Raw genomic sequence first — 18,620 nt, forward strand, 5'->3', positions numbered from 1 at the left:
AGCCCCACCGTCAGGCAAGTGAAAGCGCTGCGTGGCAGCGGCTTTGCAACATCGAACGCACGCGGCATCGGCGACAGCGACGTTCAACCGGCGTTTATACAATAGCCAGGCCAACCGAAATTACGCATTTTCTACGCCGGCCCACGGATCTTTTATCCGTTTTCTATGTCCCTATCGCCATGATGCGCAACGCGGCGATGTCCAGCAGGCTTGCAGCCGGAGGCCATCATGTGAGGTGGCGGGCAGCGACCTCGCGATGAACGGCTCCGGCTGCAAACCTGCTGGACAACGCTGCCGCTGCGCGCACGCATGCCGTGGCGTACCCGCGGATCATGCGCTGGTCAGGCGCTCCATCGCCAGGCGGTAACGTGCGGCGATGCGCGTTTCGTCGTGATGCTTGAAATCGCGCACCACCCAGCGGCCGCCCGTCATCACGTGACGTACCAGCGGCACATTGCCTGCGAACAGGAAACTGTCCATCGCCGAGCGATTGTCGCGCGCGGCCATAAGCGGCGCATCGCGATCGAGCACGATCAGGTCCGCGCGCCTGCCCTCTTCCAGCGCGCCGATCGCCATGCCGGCGGCCTGTGTACCGCCGCGCAGCGCCGCGCGCCACAAGGTTTCGCCAACGCTGTCGCCGGCATGCCGTGCGGCCACGTTGCGGTGACGCGTCTGCAGGCGCTGGCCGTATTCGAGCCAGCGCAGCTCCTCCACCGGCGAAATGGAGATATGCGAATCCGAACCGATGCCGATGATGCCGTTCGCGTCAAGATAGCGTGCGAGCGGAAACAAGCCGTCACCGAGATTGGCTTCTGTCGTAGGACACAATCCGGCGATCGCGCCGCTGTGCGCAAGCTGCGCGGTTTCCGCTTCGGTAAGATGCGTGGCGTGGACCAGGCACCAGCGTTTGTCGACCGCGGCGTGCTGGAACAGCCACTCCACCGGACGGGCGCCGCGCGTGGCGATGCAGTCCTGCACTTCGCCGATCTGCTCGGCAATATGGATGTGGACGGGGCCGGTCTTGAGCGCTTCGCTTTCCATGACGCTGCGCCAGCTGTGTTCGGGAATCGCACGCAGGGAATGCAACGCCACGCCGATGCGCAGGCCGTCGCGCTCCAGCGTGCGCAGCGTGGCGAGCAGTTGCAGATAATGCTCAAGATCATGGCCGAAACGGCGCTGCCGCGGCGACAGCGAACGCCCGTCGAAACCGCCGCTCATGTACAACACCGGCAGCAGGGTCAGCGCAATGCCCGCCTCGCGCGCGGCCTCGATCAGCGCCAGCGACATCGCCTCCGCTTGTGCGTAGGGCGTGCCGTCGGGCTGGTGATGGAGATAGTGGAATTCGCACACCTGCGTATAGCCGGCCTTGAGCATTTCCACATAAAGCTGGGCGGCGATCGCCTGCAGCGTTTCCGGATCGATGCGCGCGGCGAAGGCATACATGGTTTCGCGCCAGGTCCAGAACGAGTCGTCGCTGGGGCCGCGCCGCTCGGCCAAGCCTGCCATGGCGCGCTGGAACGCATGCGAATGGAGATTGGGCATGCCAGGCAGCACCCAGCCGTCCAGGTAATGCGGCGTACTGCCCTGACCCTGCGCGATCCGCCCATGCTGGTCGACGGCGAAAGCGGCGTCGACACGCCAGCCGCTGTCGTGCCAGAGTTGCCGTGCTTGAAAAGCGTGAACCGCAGCCATATCGCTCATGAACGATCTCCGTAGGACTTGCGAAGTGTAACCTGCGCACTCGCATCCTCTTCACTTTCCTTAAGGAAGGATGGGGAATGGCCAAGAAGAACGAAAACGCGCCGAAGCTGGCCTTGCGCCAAGCGGTATTGGGCGATGTGCCCGCCCTGGTCGATCTCACCGCCCGCATCTACACCCCCGAATGGGGCCATTCGGCCGAAATGCTGCGTTCCCAACAGACGCATTTTCCCGAAGGCCAGTTTGTGGTGGAGTACGAAGGCAACCTCGTCGGCTACTGCGCCACCTTCCGTATCGACGAGGCGCTGGCGCTCAAGCCGCACACCTGGACGCAGATCACCGGCGGCGGCATGGCCTCGCGCCACAATCCGGATGGCAACTGGCTGTACGGCATGGAAGTGGTGGTGCATCCGGATTATCGCGGCATGCGCATCGGCCAGCGTCTGTACCAGGCGCGCAAGCGTCTTTGCACCGACCTCAAACTGCGCGGCATCACTTTCGGCGGGCGCATTCCGGGCCTGTCGCGCAACATCCAGCGCTATGGCAGCGCCGAAGCATACGTACAGGCGGTGGTCGAAGGACGCCGCCGCGATCCCACCTTGAGCTTCCAGCTCGCCAACGATTTCGAAATCATCGGCCTGCTGCGCGCGTACGTGCCGACCGATTACGAGTCGCTGGGCTATGCCGCGCACCTGGTCTGGCGCAATCCCGCGCTGCTCGACCAGCCCGATATCCCGGCGGTGAAATCCACCCGCAACCTCCCCGATTCGGTGCGCGTGGCAACGGTGCAGTACCTGCAGCGGCGCATCGCCTCATTCGACGAATTCGCCACGCACGTGGAGTATTTCACCGATATCGCGGCCGACTACAACGCCGACTTCGTGACCTTCCCCGAGCTGATCACGCTGCAGTTGCTGTCGATCGAGAACGAAGAGCTTTCGCCGGTCGAGACCATCCGCAAGCTCAGTCATTACACGCCGCAGGTGAAGGAGCTGTTCAGCCGCCTGGCGATGAACTACAACATCAACATCATCGCCGGCTCGCATCCCACCGAACAGGAGAACGGCGACATCCATAACGTCTGCTACGTGTGCCTGCGCGATGGTTCCATTCACGAACGCGAAAAGCTCCACCCTACGCCCAGCGAGAAGAACGTGTGGAACGTCACCGGTGGCGACACCGCGGCGACCATCCACACCGATTGCGGTCCGATCGGCGTAATGATCTGCTACGACTCGGAGTTTCCCGAAGTCGCCAAGCACCTGGTGGACCAGGGTGCGCTGATCCTGTTCGTGCCGTTCTGCACCGACGTGCGCGAAGGCTATCTGCGCGTGCGCTATTGCTCGCAGGCGCGCGCGATCGAAAACCAGTGCTATGTCGTGCTTTCCGGCAACGTGGGCAATCTGCCGGGCGTCAACAATTTCGACATCCAATACGGGCAAAGCTGCATCCTTACGCCCAGCGATTTTCCCTTCGCGCGCGACGGCATTGCCGCCGACTCCACCCCGAACATCGAAACGGTACTGTTCGCGGACCTGCGCCTGGAGAGCCTGGCCCGGGCGCGCAACGCCGGGGCGGTGCAAAATCTCAAGGATCGCCGCTTCGATCTCTACGAAACGCGCTGGCTGAGGCCCCCACGCTGACGCAGGCGCGAGTGGCCTGCCATAATGCGCGGATGTCACAATCCCCTACGCCCTCGCCCAAAGCCTCCAACCCCCGGCTTCGCGCCGTGCTGGGTCACGAGTTCTTCGCCCCCTACTTGTGGAAACGGCGCATAGCGCTATGGAGCGGCGCGGTGCTGGTGGCGCTGGCGGCCATCGTGTTTGCCAGGGCCAGCGACTGGGCATTCGCCTTGTTCCAGAAGATCATCGCCCACGGCATCTGGATTCCGCTGATCATGACTCCGGTGGTGTTCGGCCTGCTGTGCTGGCTGACCGAGGGCCGGCTGCGGGCGGCGCGCGGCAGCGGCATTCCGCAGGTCATCGCGTCCATCCATATCGAGGGCCAGGGGTTTCGCTCGCGCATGCTGGCCTTGCCGATCGCGGTCAGCAAGATGGTGCTGACGATCATCGCGTTGATGGTCGGTGCCTCGATCGGCCGCGAAGGGCCTACCGTGCACGTAGGCGCGGGCCTGTTCTATTCGCTGGGACGGCGCTTTGGCTTCACCGACGCCACCGCCCTTTCGCGCTTCATCCTTGCCGGCGGCGCCGCAGGCATCGCCGCGGCCTTCAACACGCCCCTGGCCGGCGTGGTGTTCGCGATCGAAGAACTGGCCGGCACCTTCGAACATCGCTTCAGCGGCCTGCTGCTGACGGCGGTGATCGTGGGCGGCGTGGTGTCGCTGGGCATCAATGGCAATTACGCCTACTTCGGGACCGTGCAGGCTAGTCTTCCGCTGGGGCATGCGTGGCTGGCGGTGCTGGAATGCGGCATGTTCGGCGGCCTGCTCGGCGGACTGTTCGCGCGCCTGATCCTGCTCAGCCGACGCGGGCCGCTGGCCGCGATCGGCCGCCTGCGCGAGCGTTTCCCGGTGTTGTTCGCGGTCGGCTGCGGGTTGTCGCTGGCGATACTGGGCGTACTGTCCCATAACGCCGTCTATGGCACCGGCTATGCGCAGGCGCGCGCATTCGTGCAGGAAGCCCCCGAAACCGCCGGCCACGCCTTCACCGTCTACAAGCTGCTGGCCAATGTCGTGTCGTATTGGGCAGGCATTCCCGGCGGTATTTTTTCGCCCGCGCTGGCGGTGGGTGCCGGCATCGGCCACAACATCGCCCATTTCCTGCCAAACGTGCCGGAAGCGGCGGTGGTGCTGCTGGGCATGAGCGCGTATCTGTCCGGCGTCACCGGCGCACCGTTGACCTCGGCGGTGATCGCCATGGAACTGACCAACAACCAGGATATGGTGATTCCGATCATGGCCGCCTGCCTGCTGGCGCGTGCCGCGGCCTCCATCTTCTGCCCCACGCCGGTGTACAAGGATTTCGCCGAGCGCATGATGGAGGATTTCGAACGCCAGCATGCCCAGCAGCCCGAAGCGGAAAACCAGCCCGATGACGGCGATGAAGTAGAAGACCTGGGCGCGAGCAGCGCCTACACCGATCCGGCCGAGCCCACCGAGGCTTCGCTGGAAGATTCCAAACGATGAGCTGGGATTTGCTGCTGACCAACGCCTCGCTGGCCACCTTCGTCGGCGAAGCCAGCCACGGTCTGCTCACGGATGCGGCCATTGCCTGCCAGGATGGGCACATTGTCTGGCTGGGCGCCATGCACGACCTGCCGCCCGGCGCGGCCGCAAGCGCACTGGAAGTGCACGATCTGGACGGCGCGTTGGTCACCCCGGGCCTGATCGACTGTCACACGCACCTCGTCTTCGGCGGCAACCGCGCGCAGGAGTTCGACCTGCGGCTCAACGGCGCCAGCTACGAGGAAATCGCCCGCGCCGGCGGCGGCATCGTGTCCACCGTGCGCGCCACGCGCGCGGCGAGCGAAGACCAGTTGTTCGAGCAATCCCTGCCCCGCGCCCGCGCGCTGCTGGCGGACGGCGTAACCACGCTGGAGATCAAATCCGGCTATGGGCTGGAACTGGATGCGGAGCGCCGCATGCTGCGCGTGGCGCGGCGCCTGGGCGCGGCGCTGGGGATGCATGTGCAGACCAGTTTCCTGGGCCTGCACGCGCTGCCGCCCGAATACAAGGACCGGCGCGAGGACTACCTCGACCTGGTCTGCAACGAACTGCTGCCCGTGCTCGCCAGCGAAGGCTTGGTCGATGCGGTGGACGCCTTCTGCGAAGGCATCGGCTTCAGCCGCGCCGAAACGCAACGGGTATTCGAACACGCCCGGCTGCTCGGCTTGCCGGTGAAACTGCATGCCGAGCAGTTGTCGGACCTGGACGGTGCCGCGCTGGTCGCCGAGTTCGAAGGCCTTTCCGCCGATCACCTGGAGTACCTCAGCGATTCAGGGCTGCAGGCCATGGCGCGCGCGGGCACCGTGGCGGTGCTGCTGCCCGGGGCGTTCTACGCCTTGCGCGAAACCAAGCTGCCGCCGGTAGCGGCGCTGCGCGCTCACGGCGTAGCCATGGCCATCGCCACCGACTGCAACCCGGGCACGTCCCCACTGCTGTCGCTGCGACTGGCGGCCAACATGGCCTGCACGCTGTTCCGGCTCACACCCGAAGAAGCGCTGCGCGGCATCACCGTCAACGCAGCCCGCGCGCTGGGCCTGTCGGACCGGGGCACGCTGGCGGTGGGCAAGCGCGCGGATCTGGTCGCCTGGCATGCCCGCCAGCCGTCCGAGCTTTGCTATTGGATCGGCGGGTCGCTGGTGCGCCAGGTTTGGCTGGGTGGGGTGGCGGTCGCGGCCCCTTGAGAATGCCCCAAAATGGAAAGCCCCCGGCAGGCGGGGGCTTGGGGTCGGCTAGCGGCGCGTGCTCAGGCCGATTTCTTCTTCGGAGCGGCCTTCTTGACCGCTGCCGGCTTGGTGACCGTCTGCTTGGCGGCGACTACGGCCGGCTGCGCGGTGTGCGCGCGAGTGTTGCCGTAGCTGCCACGGTAGGTCTTGCCGCGGCGGGTTTTGCGATCGCCCTTACCCATAAGGAAACTCCTTGATTCGTACTGCTGTGGTCGGCTAATCATCCTAGCAGCGGCAAGCCAAAGCGCAAGCGCCGGGGCCGGTCAATGGCGATGCTTGGCACCGCAGCCGGGGTCCTCGTCAGGGCAGTCGCCCGGATCGATCTGTACGGTGGCGTGGCGGATGCCGAAACGTTCCAGCAGGGTGCGATTGACCGCCGCCAGCACGCGCGCGCCGTCGCCCGCGTCGTGCAACTCCAGATGCAGCGTGGCCATGCGCGAGCCCGATGCCAGCTGCCATACGTGCAGATGATGCACGTCGCGAATCGATGCATCGGCACCGCGCAAGACGCTTTCCACTTCGCGCGTGTCCATGCCTTCGGGTACGCCCTCCAGCAAAATATGCGTCGAACGGCGCAGCAACTGCCACGCACTGTGGAGGATGAGCAGCGACACCAGCAGCGACAACACCGGGTCGGCCCAGTTCCAGCCCATCGCGCGCACCGCCAGTGCGGCAAGCACGGCACCCACCGAACCCATCAGGTCGCCCAGCACATGCAGGCTCGCGGCACCAAGGTTCACGTCGTCGTGGGCATGGCCATGCAGGCTGCGCAGCACGATCACATTCACCACCAGCCCCACCAGCGCGACGCCAAGCATCACGCCGGAAAGAATCGCCACCGGCTTGAACAGCCGCTCAATGGCTTCGTAGGCGATAAATCCCACCAGCACGAACTGCGTCAGCGCATTGACGAAACCGGCCAGCACTTCCATCCGGCCATAACCGTAGGTGCGGCGCGCATCGGCCGGACGCAGCGCCATTCGTGCGGCCAGCAGCGCGAGCAGCAAGGCCAGCGCATCCACCAGCATGTGGCCGGCATCGGCCAGCAGCGCCAGCGAACCGGACCATAGGCCGCCCCCCACTTCGGCAACCATCATGCTGGCGGTCAGCGCAAAGGCGACCAGCAGCTTGCGCCCGCGACGGTGCGCATGGTCGGCGCGAGCATGGCCGTGATCATGGTTGGGATGCCCGCAGGCGTGGCTGTGCGCGTGATTCATTCAGTCATGCTAGGAAGCGGCGCGCCCGTTACACAATCACTGGCGCGCGAAGCGTTCAGTGAGCGCAATGCGCGCCGTGAACGTGACCATGCAAGCGATCGAAGCGCAAATTGACGAAGTGCGCACTGGCCACCAGCAGGCCGCCGCACGTCACCAGCACGCTGTGCAGCACGATGGAGTAGTTTTCGGCGAAGGTGACGCCCATCACCAACAGGCACAGGCCCGGCAAGGCGAGCCGCAACGGCAGCGACCGATGATGGCGCCGGTAACCATTGACCAGGGCAAACAGTGCCAGCGCACTGGCGAAAAGCACGAAGCCACGCTCGAAGCCGTGATCGGCGAGGAAGCTAAGGCCAAGCAGCGGCAGGATCGCCAGCACGAACGGCAACGCCGCGCAGTGGATCGCGCACAGGAACGAAGCGGTCGCGCCGATCCGGTCGGCGAGGTTCCACCAGCGATGGGGCGGCGGCGTGGGCGTGGAATCCATGGAGGGACTACACCGTACTGGCTAGCCGGTGGGGCCCGGCATGGTTTTGATACAATATAACACTATTGATCCACACGCAAGCCGGCCTGCAACAGGCCCACGCCAAGCCGGCTGGGATACATGCTCAGGCCTTGCGGCACTGCTTGCAGACGCCATGCACTTCCAGGGTCTGCGCCTGCGGACGGAACCCGAAGGCCTTGGCCTGCGCCTCGATCAGCTCGGCGACGCGTTCATCGCACACTTCCTGCGCGCTGGAACAGACATCGCAGATCAGGAACGGTACCTGATGGGCCTCGGCTGGATGATGGCAGGACACGAACGCGTTGATCGATTCCAGCTTGTGGATGAAGCCGTGTTCAAGCAGGAAGTCGAGCGCGCGATAAACGGTAGGCGGCGCGGCATTGCCGTGGCGCTCGCGCAGATGGTCGAGCAGATCGTAAGCCTTCACCGGCTTGCCGGCGGCTGCGATCAGTTCCAGCACTTCCTTGCGCAACGGGGTCAAGCGCAGGCCGCGTTCTTCGCTAGCGTGCTCCACCGCGGCCACGAACTCCTTGGGACCTTCGTGATGATGATGGGTATGCGCTTTGATGGAGGAACTTTCGCTCAACGGGTTCACCTCGATGTCGATCATACACCCCGCTCCGATATCAGCGCGGCAGCGGCGGCGGCCTGGCCGATCTGGGGGCCAGCAACACGATAATCCAGCCGATCGGCCCCAGTACCAGCGCCCAGACGATACCTGCCATCACGCGGCCACGCCACCAGCCAAGCAGCGCGCCCACGGCCACGAAGGCCACATTCCACCAGAACAATGCCGCCCACGGCACCATGTTCATCAGGTTGAGGAAGATATGGAAGAACGCGCCGGGAGAATCGGGATCGACGCCTTTCATCGCCTTGGCTAGCAGTTCTTCCATTCGTGCCTCGTTGGCTGGCGGGACGCCGCACCGGTCAATGACGCTTCCAGGGCCTGTACGCCACAGGCCCTAGACTACAGCCGCGATCGGCGTGGCAAAGTGATGCACGGCACTGCTCCGGCAGTGGCGTGTGCCGATCAAGCCTGCGCCTTGGCGATCGCATCGTCGATGCGCTTGAGCGCCACCTCGCGCCCAGTGAGGTAAAGGGTGTGATCGATCGATGGCGACACTTGCGTGCCCGTCATCGCCACGCGCAGCGGCTGCGCAATCTTGCCCATGCCCAGCTCAAGCCTGGCCGCCACCTGCTCGATCACCTGATGGATCGGCTCGGGCTTCCATTCACAGCCGGCGAGCAGTTCGCGCACGGCCTGCAGTACCTGCACGGCGCTCTCGCTCTTCAAATGCTTGGCAACGGCCTTGTCGTCCCATTCGGTAATCGGGCCGTACCAGATCTTGGCGCGCTCAGCCATTTCCTTGAGCGTATGCACGCGGTCACGCAGCGCCACGATGACGTCGGCGGGTGCCGGGCCCGAACTGGCGTCGATGCCGGCGCGGGCCAGGTGCCAGGCAAATTCCGGCGCCAGTGCCTGCGGATCGTCGGTCTTGAGGTAATGCTGGTTGAGCCACTGCAGCTTTTCGGTATCGAATCGCGAAGCGGCTTTGTTGACGTCGCCGACATCGAACAGCGCGATCATTTCCTCGCGCGAGAAAATTTCCTGGTCGCCATGCGACCAGCCCAATCGCACCAGATAGTTGAGGATCGCATGCGGCAGAAAGCCGTTCTCGCGGTACTCCATCACGCTGACCGAGTTGGTGCGCTTGGAAAGCTTCTTGCCTTCCTTGTCCAGGATCATCGGCAGGTGCGCGAACTCCGGCACTTTTGCGCCGAGTGCGTGATAGATGTTGATCTGGCGCGGCGTGTTGTTGACGTGGTCGTCGCCGCGGATCACCTCGGTGATGCCCATGTCGATGTCATCGACCACCACCGCGAAGTTGTAGGTCGGCCAGCCGTCGGAGCGGAAGATCACCAGATCGTCCAGTTCGCTGTTGGACCACTCGACCCGGCCCTTCACCTTGTCCTCGAACACCACCGAACCTTCCAGCGGGTTCTTGAAGCGGATCACGCGGTTGGGGTCGTCGCGACAAGGCTCGTTGCGATCGCGGTAATAGCCGTTGTAGCGGGGCTTCTCGCCGCGCGCCATGGCCGCTTCGCGCATCGCCTCGATGTCTTCCTTGGTCTCGTAGGCGTAATACGCCTTGCCGGCGGCCAGCAGCTCCTGGGCGACCTGGCGGTAGCGATCCAAGCGATGCGTCTGGTAGATCGGTGCCTCGTCGGCGTTCAGATCCAGCCACTGCATGGCATCCAGGATGGCCCGCACCGCCTCGTCGGTGGAACGCTCACGGTCGGTGTCCTCGATGCGCAGCAGGAATTGGCCCCCGCGACGGCGGGCCTCCAGCCAGCAATACAGCGCGGTACGGGCGCCGCCGATGTGCAGAAAACCGGTGGGGCTGGGGGCGAAGCGGGTGCGGACGGTCATGGGTTCACGGGTGGCGCGATACGGAACTGCGCATTTTAGCCGATCTCGCCGCGCCACCCTCACCCGGCCCGGCCAAGCAAGCCGAGCCCAGCCTCACTTCACGTGGACCGTGACCACTTTGGAGACGATCGGCGGGTCGAACGGAATGTGGTTGGAGTCGCCCAGCTCCAGTTGCAGCGTGTGCGTGCCGGGCGAAAGCTTCACGATGGTCTCGGTCTGGCCGCCGCCGAAATGCAGGTGCTGCTCGTCCTTGGGAATTGGCTGACCGGCCGGCGGCAGTTCCTTCACGTCGATCAGCAGATGATGATGGCCGGTGTTCTCATGCACCACGCCGGCCGGCGCCACGCCCATGCCCTTGAGGCCAAAGCGCACAGTGAAGCTTTGCGGCACCGTCGCGCCGTTTTGCGGGGAAATGATGTAAACCTGCGCGCCGGCGGGGGCTTTGGTGACCGGCAAGCCGGTGGCATAGGCGGCAAGGATGGAACCTGCAGCGGTTGCCAGCGCTAGTGCGAGCAGCAGACGTTTCATGGCGGCCTCTCCTGGTCAAGGGGTGTTCAATCTAGCCCATCGGCAGCGTGATGTTCACGTGCCGGCATGACGTGCACCATTTCGTCACACGCGTAACCACGTTGTCACGTACCCGCCACGCGGCAGCAACGCCCCCGCCGCAAGCTATGGCCGTACAAGACGAGGATGCGCCATGCGTATCGGCATCATCAGCGAGACGTATCCGCCAGAGATCAACGGTGTGGCACTGACCGTGCACGGCCTGGCGAGCGGTCTGGCCTCCAAGGGCCACCAGATCGATCTCATCCGTCCCCGCCAGGCCATCGGCCATGTCGACGAACCGGGTATCGACGCGCTTCAGACGCGCGGCGCGGCACTGCCCCGCTACCCGGGCCTGCGCTTTGGTCTGCCTGCGCCACGCACGCTGCGCAAGCGCTGGATGCAGCGGCGCCCCGATGCCATCTATGTGGCCACTGAAGGTCCGCTGGGTCGTTCGGCGGTAAAAACGGCGGTGCGCTTGGGCATTCCCGTCGCCACCGGATTCCACACGCGCTTCGATACGTATGCCGATCACTACGGCGTGGGTTTCCTGACGCCCGTTGTGCATAACTACCTGCGCCGCTTCCACTCGCGCGCCAACGTGACGCTGGTTCCCACCGATGCGTTGGCGCAGGAATTGACTGCCATGGGCGTCGATCACGCACGCTTGCTGCGCCGCGCGGTGGACACCAAATTGTTCAACTCGTCCTGGCGCGATCCCATGCTGCGCGAAAGCTGGGGTGCGCAAGCGGATACGCCAGTGGTGCTGTACGTCGGGCGCATCGCACCGGAGAAGAATCTCGAACTGGCGGTGGATACCTTCCGCGCCATTCAACAGCACGCGCCCAAGGCGCGCTACGTGTGGGTAGGCGATGGTCCGGCCCGCGCGGCACTGCAGGAGGCCAATCCGGATTTCATCTTCGCCGGCATGAAGCGCGATGAAGCGCTGGCCGTGCACTACGCCAGCGCGGACATGTTTCCGTTTCCCAGCCTGAGCGAAACCTTCGGCAACGTGATCCTGGAAGCACTCGCCGCCGGCCTGCCGGTGGTGGCCTATGCAGAAGGCGCGGCGCGCGAACATTTGAACGACGGCGTCAACGGCTATCGCATCGCTTCGGGCGACGCGCAAGCCTTCACCGCCGCGGCGGTGACGCTGGCCCGCGACATCGGCCTGATCCGCCAGATGGGACATGCCGCCCAGGAGAGCGTTGCGCGGCTGTCGCCCGATGCGGTCATCCGTGAATTCGAAACCCTGCTTCGCGAACTGGTCGAGGAGAACGTGCATGAGCGCCATGTCACCATCGCACCTGCCTGACCAAGCCGTGCTTCCGCGCCATGCGTTCGACCGGCGCATGTGCATTGCCGCCAATCGCTGGGGCGCGCGGCACGCCGTAGGGGTGTTCTTCGGGGCCATCAGCCGATTGGGCGACGGCATTTTCTGGTACGCATTGATGCTGGCGCTGGCGCTGATCGATGGCCGGCGCGGGCTGGAAGCGGCGGCGCATATGGCAGCTACCGGCCTGGTGGCGCTGCTGCTGTATCGCATCCTCAAGCGCTGGACGCGCCGCCCGCGTCCGTTCCGCACCTGTCCGGGCGTGATCGCGCACGTGCCGCCGCTGGACGAATTCAGTTTTCCTTCGGGGCACACCTTGCAGGCAGTGGGCTTCACCATCGTCGCGCTGGCGTGGTACCCGTTGCTTGCGCCGCTGTTGTTGACCTTCACCACGCTGGTGGCCGCGTCGCGCGTGATCCTGGGCCTGCATTATCCCAGCGACGTGCTCGCCGCGATTCTGGTTGGCAGCGGTTTGGGTGCGCTGTCGCTGTGGATCGTGCACGCCGCGCCACAGCTCCTGGCCTGATCGCCCGGTGCGCTGATCAATCATTGGCCACGCTGTCGTCACGCGCTTTGTCTTCAACGAGATAGCGCACCTATCCACAGGCTCTACCGGATACTTTCCACAATCGCTGTGGAAAACTGCGCGCGTGTTCTGCGCAATATTTCAGCATGCCGTGGCAAGTGCTTGATCGCCAAGTACCGCGCGGCAGTTTTCCACAGGGTTTTCCGCAAAGCGTCCACACATGCTGTGGAAAACTGCGTTGCGCATCTTGTCGCCGGCCGGCTTTTGTCTACGGCATGGCGAAACAGTCGCACGCAAGATATCCGCGGGCAAAAACGACGATGCCGCCCGAAGGCGGCACCGTTTGCGGGTTTGTCTGTGGCCGGGCTTATGCCGCGCGCGGCACTTTGCGCAGGATGCCCAGCACGTCCGCCAGTTTGTCGCGCATCTGGCGTCGGTCGACGATCATATCGATGGCGCCGTGGTCGAGCAAGAATTCCGAACGCTGGAAACCTTCGGGCAAGGTTTCGCGCACCGTCTGCTCGATGACGCGCGGACCGGCGAAGCCGATCAGCGCTTTGGGTTCGCCCACGTTGATGTCGCCCAGCATGCCGAGGCTGGCGGAAACGCCGCCGGTGGTGGGATGCGTCAACACGCTGATGTAAGGCACGCCCGCCTCGCGCAGGCGCGCCAGCGCCGCCGAGGTCTTGGCCATCTGCATCAACGAGAACAATGCCTCCTGCATGCGCGCACCGCCGGTGGCGGAAAAGCACACCAGCGCACTGCGCTCGGCCAGTGCGCGCTCCGCCGCGCGCGTGAACTTTTCGCCGACCACCGAACCCATCGAGCCGCCCATGTAGGAGAACTCGAACGCCACGGCCATCAACGGCTGGTCTTTGAGCTTGCCGCTCATCGCGATCAGCGCGTCTTTCTCGCCGGTGGATTTTTGCGCGGCGACGATGCGGTCGCGGTATTTCTTCGAATCGCGGAATTTCAGCGGATCGTTGGGCTCCATGCCGGCCCAATGTTCCTGCGTGCTGCCTTGGTCAAGAAACGCCAGCAGGCGCTCGCGCGCACCAATGGCATGGTGATGGCTGCACTTGGGACATACCATCAAGTTGCGTTCCAGCTCGGGCCGATACAGCACGGCACCGCAACCTGCACACTTTTCCCATACGCCCTCGGGTACTTTGCCCTTGCCACCCGGGGAGCCCGGCGTCCGCGCGCGCGGCGCCATGATTTTCTGCAGCCAATTCATAAAAACCTCAGTCTGAATCCGGTGACCCAAGGATCACCAGAACTTCATGGGGGTGACTTCGCACGGCACCAGCCCCTGTTCATCAGGTCGGCGTGCGCGAATCGGTCATCGGTATGACCGCTCCACCGTGAATACGTTCCATCGCCGCACTCTTGCGGGCGTTCATCCCATGCCCTTCAGCCCCATGCCCCGTTCCCCCTCCTCCAGAGGAACTTCATGGCGTATCCAGCGCCTTGCGGATCGGGCCGAGGAAATGCTCGACGCGCTCCGCAATATCCTGTGCCGCCGTCGCGCCATCCAGCCGCTCCACAAGCGCACTGCCGATGACGACGGCGTCGGCGAAACCGGCAATTGCCTTGGCGCTGGACGCATCCTTCACGCCGAAGCCCACGGCCACCGGCGCATTCGCATGAGACCGGATATCGGCCACGCGTGCGGCGATGTCCTGCGTACTCAAGCGTCCGGCTCCGGTGATGCCGGCGAACGATACATAGTACAGGAAACCTTCGGCGGCTTTGCATAATTGCGCCATACGCGCGGGTGCGGTGGTCGGCGCGGCCAGCAAAATCTGCCGCAATCCAGCCGCACGCAACGGCTCGAGCACCGCGGCTTCTTCGAGCGGGCAATCCACCAGCAACACGCCATCGACGCCCGCGGCAACCGCTTCGTCGGAGAAACGCCGGTAGCCATGAATTTCGACAGGATTGAGATACCCCATCAGCACCACCGGGGTGTCCGGGTCGCGTTCGCGAAAACTCGCCACCCAGTCAAGCACCGATGCGAGGCCTACACCCTTGGCAATGGCGCGCTCGCTTGCGTGCTGGATCACCGGGCCATCGGCCATGGGATCGGAGAACGGGACGCCCAGCTCGATCACATCCGCGCCGGCGGCCACCAACGCATGCATCAGCGTGACGGTATGTTGCGGGGCCGGATCGCCCGCGGTCACGAACGGAATCAAACCGGTGCGGCCAGCGGCCTTCAACGCGGCGAAACGTCGATCGATGCGATTCATACCTGCACTCCTTCGCGCGCGGCGATCGTGTGCACGTCCTTGTCGCCGCGGCCGGAAAGGTTGCACAGCACGATGCCGTCCTTGGGCAATTCGCGCGCGAGCTTCATCGCCTGCGCAACGGCATGGCTGGATTCCAGTGCAGCAAGAATGCCTTCCGTGCGCGCCAGCAGATGGAAGGCTTCCAGCGCCTCATCGTCCGTCACGCCCACATAGTGGGCGCGCCCGGTGTCCTTGAGGAAGGCGTGCTCCGGGCCGACGCCGGGATAATCCAGACCGGCGGAAACCGAATGCGTTTCGGTGATCTGGCCATCGTCGTCGCACAGCACGTAGGTGCGATTGCCATGCAGCACGCCAGGACGGCCGGCCGCCAGCGACGCCGCATGATGCCCCGTGGCGATACCCTCGCCCGCCGCTTCCGCGCCCACGATGCGCACGTCGCGATCATTGAGGAACGCGTGGAACAGGCCGATGGCGTTGGAGCCACCGCCCACGCATGCGGTAAGCACGTCCGGCAGGCGGCCATATTGCGACAACACCTGCTGGCGCGCCTCGCGCCCGACGATCGCATTGAAGTCGCGCACCATCATCGGATACGGATGCGGACCGGCGACGGTGCCGATGATGTAGAACGTATCGGCGACGTTGGTGACCCAGTCGCGCATGGCCTCGTTCAAGGCGTCCTTGAGCGTCTTCGAACCCGAAGTCACCGGCACGACCTGCGCGCCGAGCAGTTTCATGCGGTACACGTTGATCTTCTGCCGCTCGATGTCGACGGCACCCATGTAGACCACGCACTGGAGTCCGAAACGCGCGGCCACGGTGGCGCTGGCCACGCCGTGCTGGCCGGCGCCGGTTTCGGCGATGATGCGCGGCTTGCCCATCCGCTTGGCCACCAGGGCCTGGCCGACGGTATTGTTGATCTTGTGCGCGCCGGTGTGATTGAGATCCTCGCGCTTGAGCAGGATGCGCGCGCCGCCGACGTGCCGGGACAGGCCCTGTGCGTGGTAGATCGGGCTGGGGCGTCCGACGTAGTGGGTCAGGTCGCGATCGAGTTCGGCGAGGAAATCGGGATCTTCACGCAGGCGCAGGTAGGCCTCGGTGAGTTCGGCCAGCGGTGCCATCAAGGTCTCGGCGACGTACTGGCCGCCAAAGTTGCCAAAACGCCCTTGGGCATCGGGCCAGGCCTGGTAATCCTGGATAGTGGGCATCTGTCAGAAATCCTGTGCAATTCACGGATGCGTGGGGCGGCACTCAGCCACCGGATGCCCAAAATACCCCGAATCGCGCTGATGAAAAAGCGATATGATCGCCGCAACATGTCAGGAAAAATCACAAGTTGATGCACCGCGAACTGCCCTCGCTGAATGCCCTGCGGGCCTTTGAAGCCACCGCGCGGCTTGGCAGCGTCAGCCGCGCGGCGGCGGAGCTGAACGTCACTCATGGCGCGATCAGCCGGCAGCTGCGCGTGTTGGAAGAGGCGCTTGAGCAGCCGCTGCTGGTTCGCCAAGGCCGCGGCATTGCGCTCACTGCGATCGGCGAGCAATTGCGTGATCGTGTCACCAACGCCTTTGAGCAATTGCGCGATGGCTGGTCGGAACTGCGCCGCCAGAGCGATACGTCGCCATTCGTACTCGGCTGCGCTAGCAGCCTGCTCGCACGCTGGGTGATTCCGCGCCTGGACCGGCTCGAACGCGACCTGCCCACGCTTCGGCTGCATCTTTCGCCGGAAGAAGATCCGCTCAGCCCCCAACACGCCCAACCGGATGCGGCGTTGGCGCTGGCCACGCCACCGTGGCCATCGGCATGGCAGGTGCATGTGCTGGCACCGGAGCGGATCGGACCGGTGGTCAGCCCCCGCTACGCGGGGCTCGCGCGCCTGCTCGACCGCGACGCGTCGGTGTTGTGCGGCGAAGCGCTGCTGCACACCACCTCGCGCCCGCAGGCATGGCCCGACTGGGCGCAGGCCAATGGCGTGCCGGCAACGTCGCTGCGTCAGGGGCAGGGTTTCACGCGTCTGTTTTACCTGCTGGAGGCGACCGTGGCTGGGCTGGGCATCGGTATCGCACCGGAGCAGTTGGTGCGGGACGATCTGCGTGCCGGCCGCCTGCTCGCTCCATGGGGTTTCTGCCAGACCTCGGCCTCATGGATTCTCGCCACGCCCATGCGCCGCAGCGACAGCCGCATCGACGCACTGGCAAGCTGGCTGCGCGACGAACTGGACCCGTCTTAAGACACCGCGCGCACGGCCGCGATGAAATCGCGCAGCTTGACCGGATCCTTGATACCCGGCGCCGACTCGATGCCGCTGGATACATCCACCGCCCAAGGGTTGGCGGTGCGTATGGCCATCTGCACGTTTGCCGGTGTCAGGCCGCCGGCCAGAATCAGCGGCTGGGTGAGATCGCGCGGCATCAATGACCAGTCAAAGGTTTTGCCGGTGCCCCCGGCCTCGCCCAGTCCATGGCCATCGAGCAACAAGCCCGCCGCGCGCGGAAAGGCGCGCAACTGCGCCAGCGCGGCGGCGCCCTCGCCCATCGCAATGGCCTTCAGGTATGGCTGTCCGAACTGTGCGCACCACGGGTCGCTTTCCATGCCGTGGAATTGCAGCATCGCCGGCCGCACCGTTTCGATCACCGCGCGCACGAAATCGGCGTCATCGTCCATGCACAACGCCACGGTCGTGACGAACGGTGGCATGGCATCGACGATGCTCCTGGCATGCTCAAGCGACACCCGGCGCTTGCTGCGCGAGGTCATCACCACGCCGATCGCATCGGTGCCCAGTTGCGCGGCAAGCCGTGCGTCTTCCACGCGGGTCATGCCGCAGCATTTGATCCGGGTCATTCGCTCACCTCCTGTGGTAGACCCCAATGTCGTTCGTAACGCGGACCGATGAACGTCAGGCCCGATGCACCGGCAGTCGGGCCCGCCACTTCCCGATTGCGCCCGGCAAGCAGTTGCGCGATCCATTCTTTCGGCTGTTCGCCGCGGCCCACCGGCAACAACGAGCCGACGATATTGCGCACCATGTGATGCAAAAACGCATTGGCTTCGATCTCGATGATCACATTCGCGTCTTGGCGGCACACCTGGATCATTTTAACCAGGCGCCGCGCGTGTGCGGCCTGGCACGATACTGCGCGAAAAGCGCTGAAATCGTGCTCGCCGACCAGGGCCTGCGCCGCTTCGTGCATGTGCGCCGCATCCAGCGGATGGCGCTCCCACGAAACAAAGCGCGCATCGAGCGCGGGCCGAATGACGCGATTGAGGATGGTGTAGCGATAGCGGCGGCTGCGCGCGCAGAAGCGCGCATGGAAGTCCTCCGGCATGGGTTGCGCCCAGAGCACTGCAATGCTGGCGGGCAGGTTCGAAGACGCGCCAAGCACCCAGCCGCGCATGTCGCGTTCCACGCCGGTGTCGAAATGCACCACCTGGCAGCGCCCGTGCACGCCCGCATCGGTACGGCCGGCGCAAGTCACCTCGATCGGCTCGGCGGCAACGAACGACAGCGCCTTCTCCACGCTGGCCTGCACGCTCGCCCCGTGGCTGAGCCGCTGCCAGCCGAGGAAATCGGTGCCGTCGTATTCGATGCCCAGAGCAATACGCATGAGTGTCTAGAAAACCAGGAGACGGCAAGGGTAACAGCTGAGGGCGAAAATCCCGTGCCCGCGCGGCATCCATCGCCGCAAAAGCATCGGG

General features: G+C 64.8%; 19 protein-coding genes. 6 read left to right on the plus strand and 13 right to left on the minus strand.

What is annotated here, in order from left to right; genetic code table 11:
* Positions 1 to 330: 330 nt before the first annotated feature.
* Positions 331 to 1,701 carry a formimidoylglutamate deiminase gene (locus tag VME63_RS02770; RefSeq protein WP_325430021.1) on the minus strand — a complete coding sequence of 457 codons (1,371 nt, stop codon included), beginning with the start codon at positions 1,699 to 1,701 and terminating at the stop codon, positions 331 to 333.
* A 77-nt stretch (positions 1,702 to 1,778) separates the two neighbouring features.
* Between VME63_RS02770 and VME63_RS02775 the strand changes: the two genes are divergently transcribed.
* Genes VME63_RS02775 through hutI form a run of 3 tightly spaced genes read left to right on the plus strand, consistent with a single transcriptional unit; the run spans position 1,779 to position 6,063 of the window.
* Positions 1,779 to 3,341 carry a bifunctional GNAT family N-acetyltransferase/carbon-nitrogen hydrolase family protein gene (locus tag VME63_RS02775; protein ID WP_325430023.1) on the plus strand — a complete coding sequence of 521 codons (1,563 nt, stop codon included), beginning with the start codon at positions 1,779 to 1,781 and terminating at the stop codon, positions 3,339 to 3,341.
* 32 nt (positions 3,342 to 3,373) lie between these two features.
* Entirely contained in the window at positions 3,374 to 4,843 is a 1,470-nt protein-coding gene (locus VME63_RS02780) for a chloride channel protein (RefSeq protein ID WP_325430025.1), read from the plus strand.
* A complete protein-coding gene (gene hutI / locus VME63_RS02785; protein WP_325430027.1) occupies positions 4,840 to 6,063 on the plus strand; it encodes an imidazolonepropionase in 1,224 nt (407 codons plus the stop codon). Before VME63_RS02780 ends, hutI begins: the two co-directional genes overlap by 4 nt.
* A gap of 62 nt (positions 6,064 to 6,125) precedes the next feature.
* Here hutI and VME63_RS02790 read toward each other — a convergent pair whose 3' ends face one another.
* From VME63_RS02790 to VME63_RS02820, 7 genes are all read right to left on the minus strand, one after another.
* Complete coding sequence (locus VME63_RS02790; RefSeq protein ID WP_325430029.1) at positions 6,126 to 6,287, minus strand: 30S ribosomal protein THX; 162 nt, start codon at positions 6,285 to 6,287, stop codon at positions 6,126 to 6,128.
* Positions 6,288 to 6,368: 81 nt separating this feature from the next.
* Positions 6,369 to 7,322 carry a cation diffusion facilitator family transporter gene (locus tag VME63_RS02795; protein WP_325430030.1) on the minus strand — a complete coding sequence of 318 codons (954 nt, stop codon included), beginning with the start codon at positions 7,320 to 7,322 and terminating at the stop codon, positions 6,369 to 6,371.
* A gap of 55 nt (positions 7,323 to 7,377) precedes the next feature.
* Positions 7,378 to 7,809 carry a MerC domain-containing protein gene (locus VME63_RS02800; protein ID WP_325430031.1) on the minus strand — a complete coding sequence of 144 codons (432 nt, stop codon included), beginning with the start codon at positions 7,807 to 7,809 and terminating at the stop codon, positions 7,378 to 7,380.
* A 124-nt stretch (positions 7,810 to 7,933) separates the two neighbouring features.
* Complete coding sequence (locus VME63_RS02805; protein WP_325430032.1) at positions 7,934 to 8,440, minus strand: transcriptional repressor; 507 nt, start codon at positions 8,438 to 8,440, stop codon at positions 7,934 to 7,936.
* 16 nt (positions 8,441 to 8,456) lie between these two features.
* Positions 8,457 to 8,726 (minus strand): hypothetical protein, encoded by a 270-nt coding sequence (locus VME63_RS02810; RefSeq protein WP_325430033.1) that lies wholly within the window; start codon positions 8,724 to 8,726, stop codon positions 8,457 to 8,459.
* A gap of 137 nt (positions 8,727 to 8,863) precedes the next feature.
* Positions 8,864 to 10,264 (minus strand): glutamate--tRNA ligase, encoded by a 1,401-nt coding sequence (gltX, locus tag VME63_RS02815; protein ID WP_325430034.1) that lies wholly within the window; start codon positions 10,262 to 10,264, stop codon positions 8,864 to 8,866.
* A gap of 93 nt (positions 10,265 to 10,357) precedes the next feature.
* The gene (locus tag VME63_RS02820; RefSeq protein WP_325430035.1) at positions 10,358 to 10,792 is read right to left on the minus strand and encodes a DUF4399 domain-containing protein; all 435 of its coding nucleotides are present in this window, start codon (positions 10,790 to 10,792) and stop codon (positions 10,358 to 10,360) included.
* Positions 10,793 to 10,964: 172 nt separating this feature from the next.
* Between VME63_RS02820 and VME63_RS02825 the strand changes: the two genes are divergently transcribed.
* Together VME63_RS02825 and VME63_RS02830 are read left to right on the plus strand one after the other, a co-directional pair.
* Complete coding sequence (locus tag VME63_RS02825; RefSeq protein WP_325430036.1) at positions 10,965 to 12,125, plus strand: glycosyltransferase family 1 protein; 1,161 nt, start codon at positions 10,965 to 10,967, stop codon at positions 12,123 to 12,125.
* Positions 12,094 to 12,669 carry a phosphatase PAP2 family protein gene (locus VME63_RS02830; RefSeq protein WP_325430037.1) on the plus strand — a complete coding sequence of 192 codons (576 nt, stop codon included), beginning with the start codon at positions 12,094 to 12,096 and terminating at the stop codon, positions 12,667 to 12,669. Before VME63_RS02825 ends, VME63_RS02830 begins: the two co-directional genes overlap by 32 nt.
* A 367-nt stretch (positions 12,670 to 13,036) precedes the next feature.
* On the opposite strand, the gene accD is transcribed toward VME63_RS02830, so the two are convergent.
* From accD to trpB, 3 genes are all read right to left on the minus strand, one after another.
* Positions 13,037 to 13,906, minus strand: coding sequence for an acetyl-CoA carboxylase, carboxyltransferase subunit beta (gene accD, locus VME63_RS02835; protein ID WP_325430038.1), 870 nt, complete (start codon positions 13,904 to 13,906; stop codon positions 13,037 to 13,039).
* A gap of 214 nt (positions 13,907 to 14,120) precedes the next feature.
* Positions 14,121 to 14,921 (minus strand): tryptophan synthase subunit alpha, encoded by an 801-nt coding sequence (gene trpA, locus VME63_RS02840; RefSeq protein WP_325430039.1) that lies wholly within the window; start codon positions 14,919 to 14,921, stop codon positions 14,121 to 14,123.
* Entirely contained in the window at positions 14,918 to 16,129 is a 1,212-nt protein-coding gene (gene trpB / locus VME63_RS02845; RefSeq protein ID WP_325430040.1) for a tryptophan synthase subunit beta, read from the minus strand. The genes trpA and trpB overlap by 4 nt, the downstream gene beginning before the upstream one ends.
* A 131-nt stretch (positions 16,130 to 16,260) precedes the next feature.
* Here trpB and VME63_RS02850 point away from each other — a divergent pair, with 131 nt between their 5' ends.
* Positions 16,261 to 17,151 carry a LysR family transcriptional regulator gene (locus VME63_RS02850; protein WP_325430041.1) on the plus strand — a complete coding sequence of 297 codons (891 nt, stop codon included), beginning with the start codon at positions 16,261 to 16,263 and terminating at the stop codon, positions 17,149 to 17,151.
* Here the strand turns inward: VME63_RS02850 and VME63_RS02855 are convergent.
* Together VME63_RS02855 and truA are read right to left on the minus strand one after the other, a co-directional pair.
* Positions 17,148 to 17,765 (minus strand): phosphoribosylanthranilate isomerase, encoded by a 618-nt coding sequence (locus VME63_RS02855; RefSeq protein WP_325430042.1) that lies wholly within the window; start codon positions 17,763 to 17,765, stop codon positions 17,148 to 17,150. The two genes, VME63_RS02850 and VME63_RS02855, sit on opposite strands and share 4 nt — an antisense overlap.
* Positions 17,762 to 18,529: a tRNA pseudouridine(38-40) synthase TruA gene (gene truA, locus VME63_RS02860; RefSeq protein ID WP_325430044.1), complete on the minus strand. Its 768-nt coding sequence runs from the start codon at positions 18,527 to 18,529 to the stop codon at positions 17,762 to 17,764. The genes VME63_RS02855 and truA overlap by 4 nt, the downstream gene beginning before the upstream one ends.
* Positions 18,530 to 18,620: the final 91 nt, after the last annotated feature.

This window comes from Dyella sp. (genome assembly GCF_035503745.1).
GTDB lineage: Bacteria > Pseudomonadota > Gammaproteobacteria > Xanthomonadales > Rhodanobacteraceae > Dyella_B.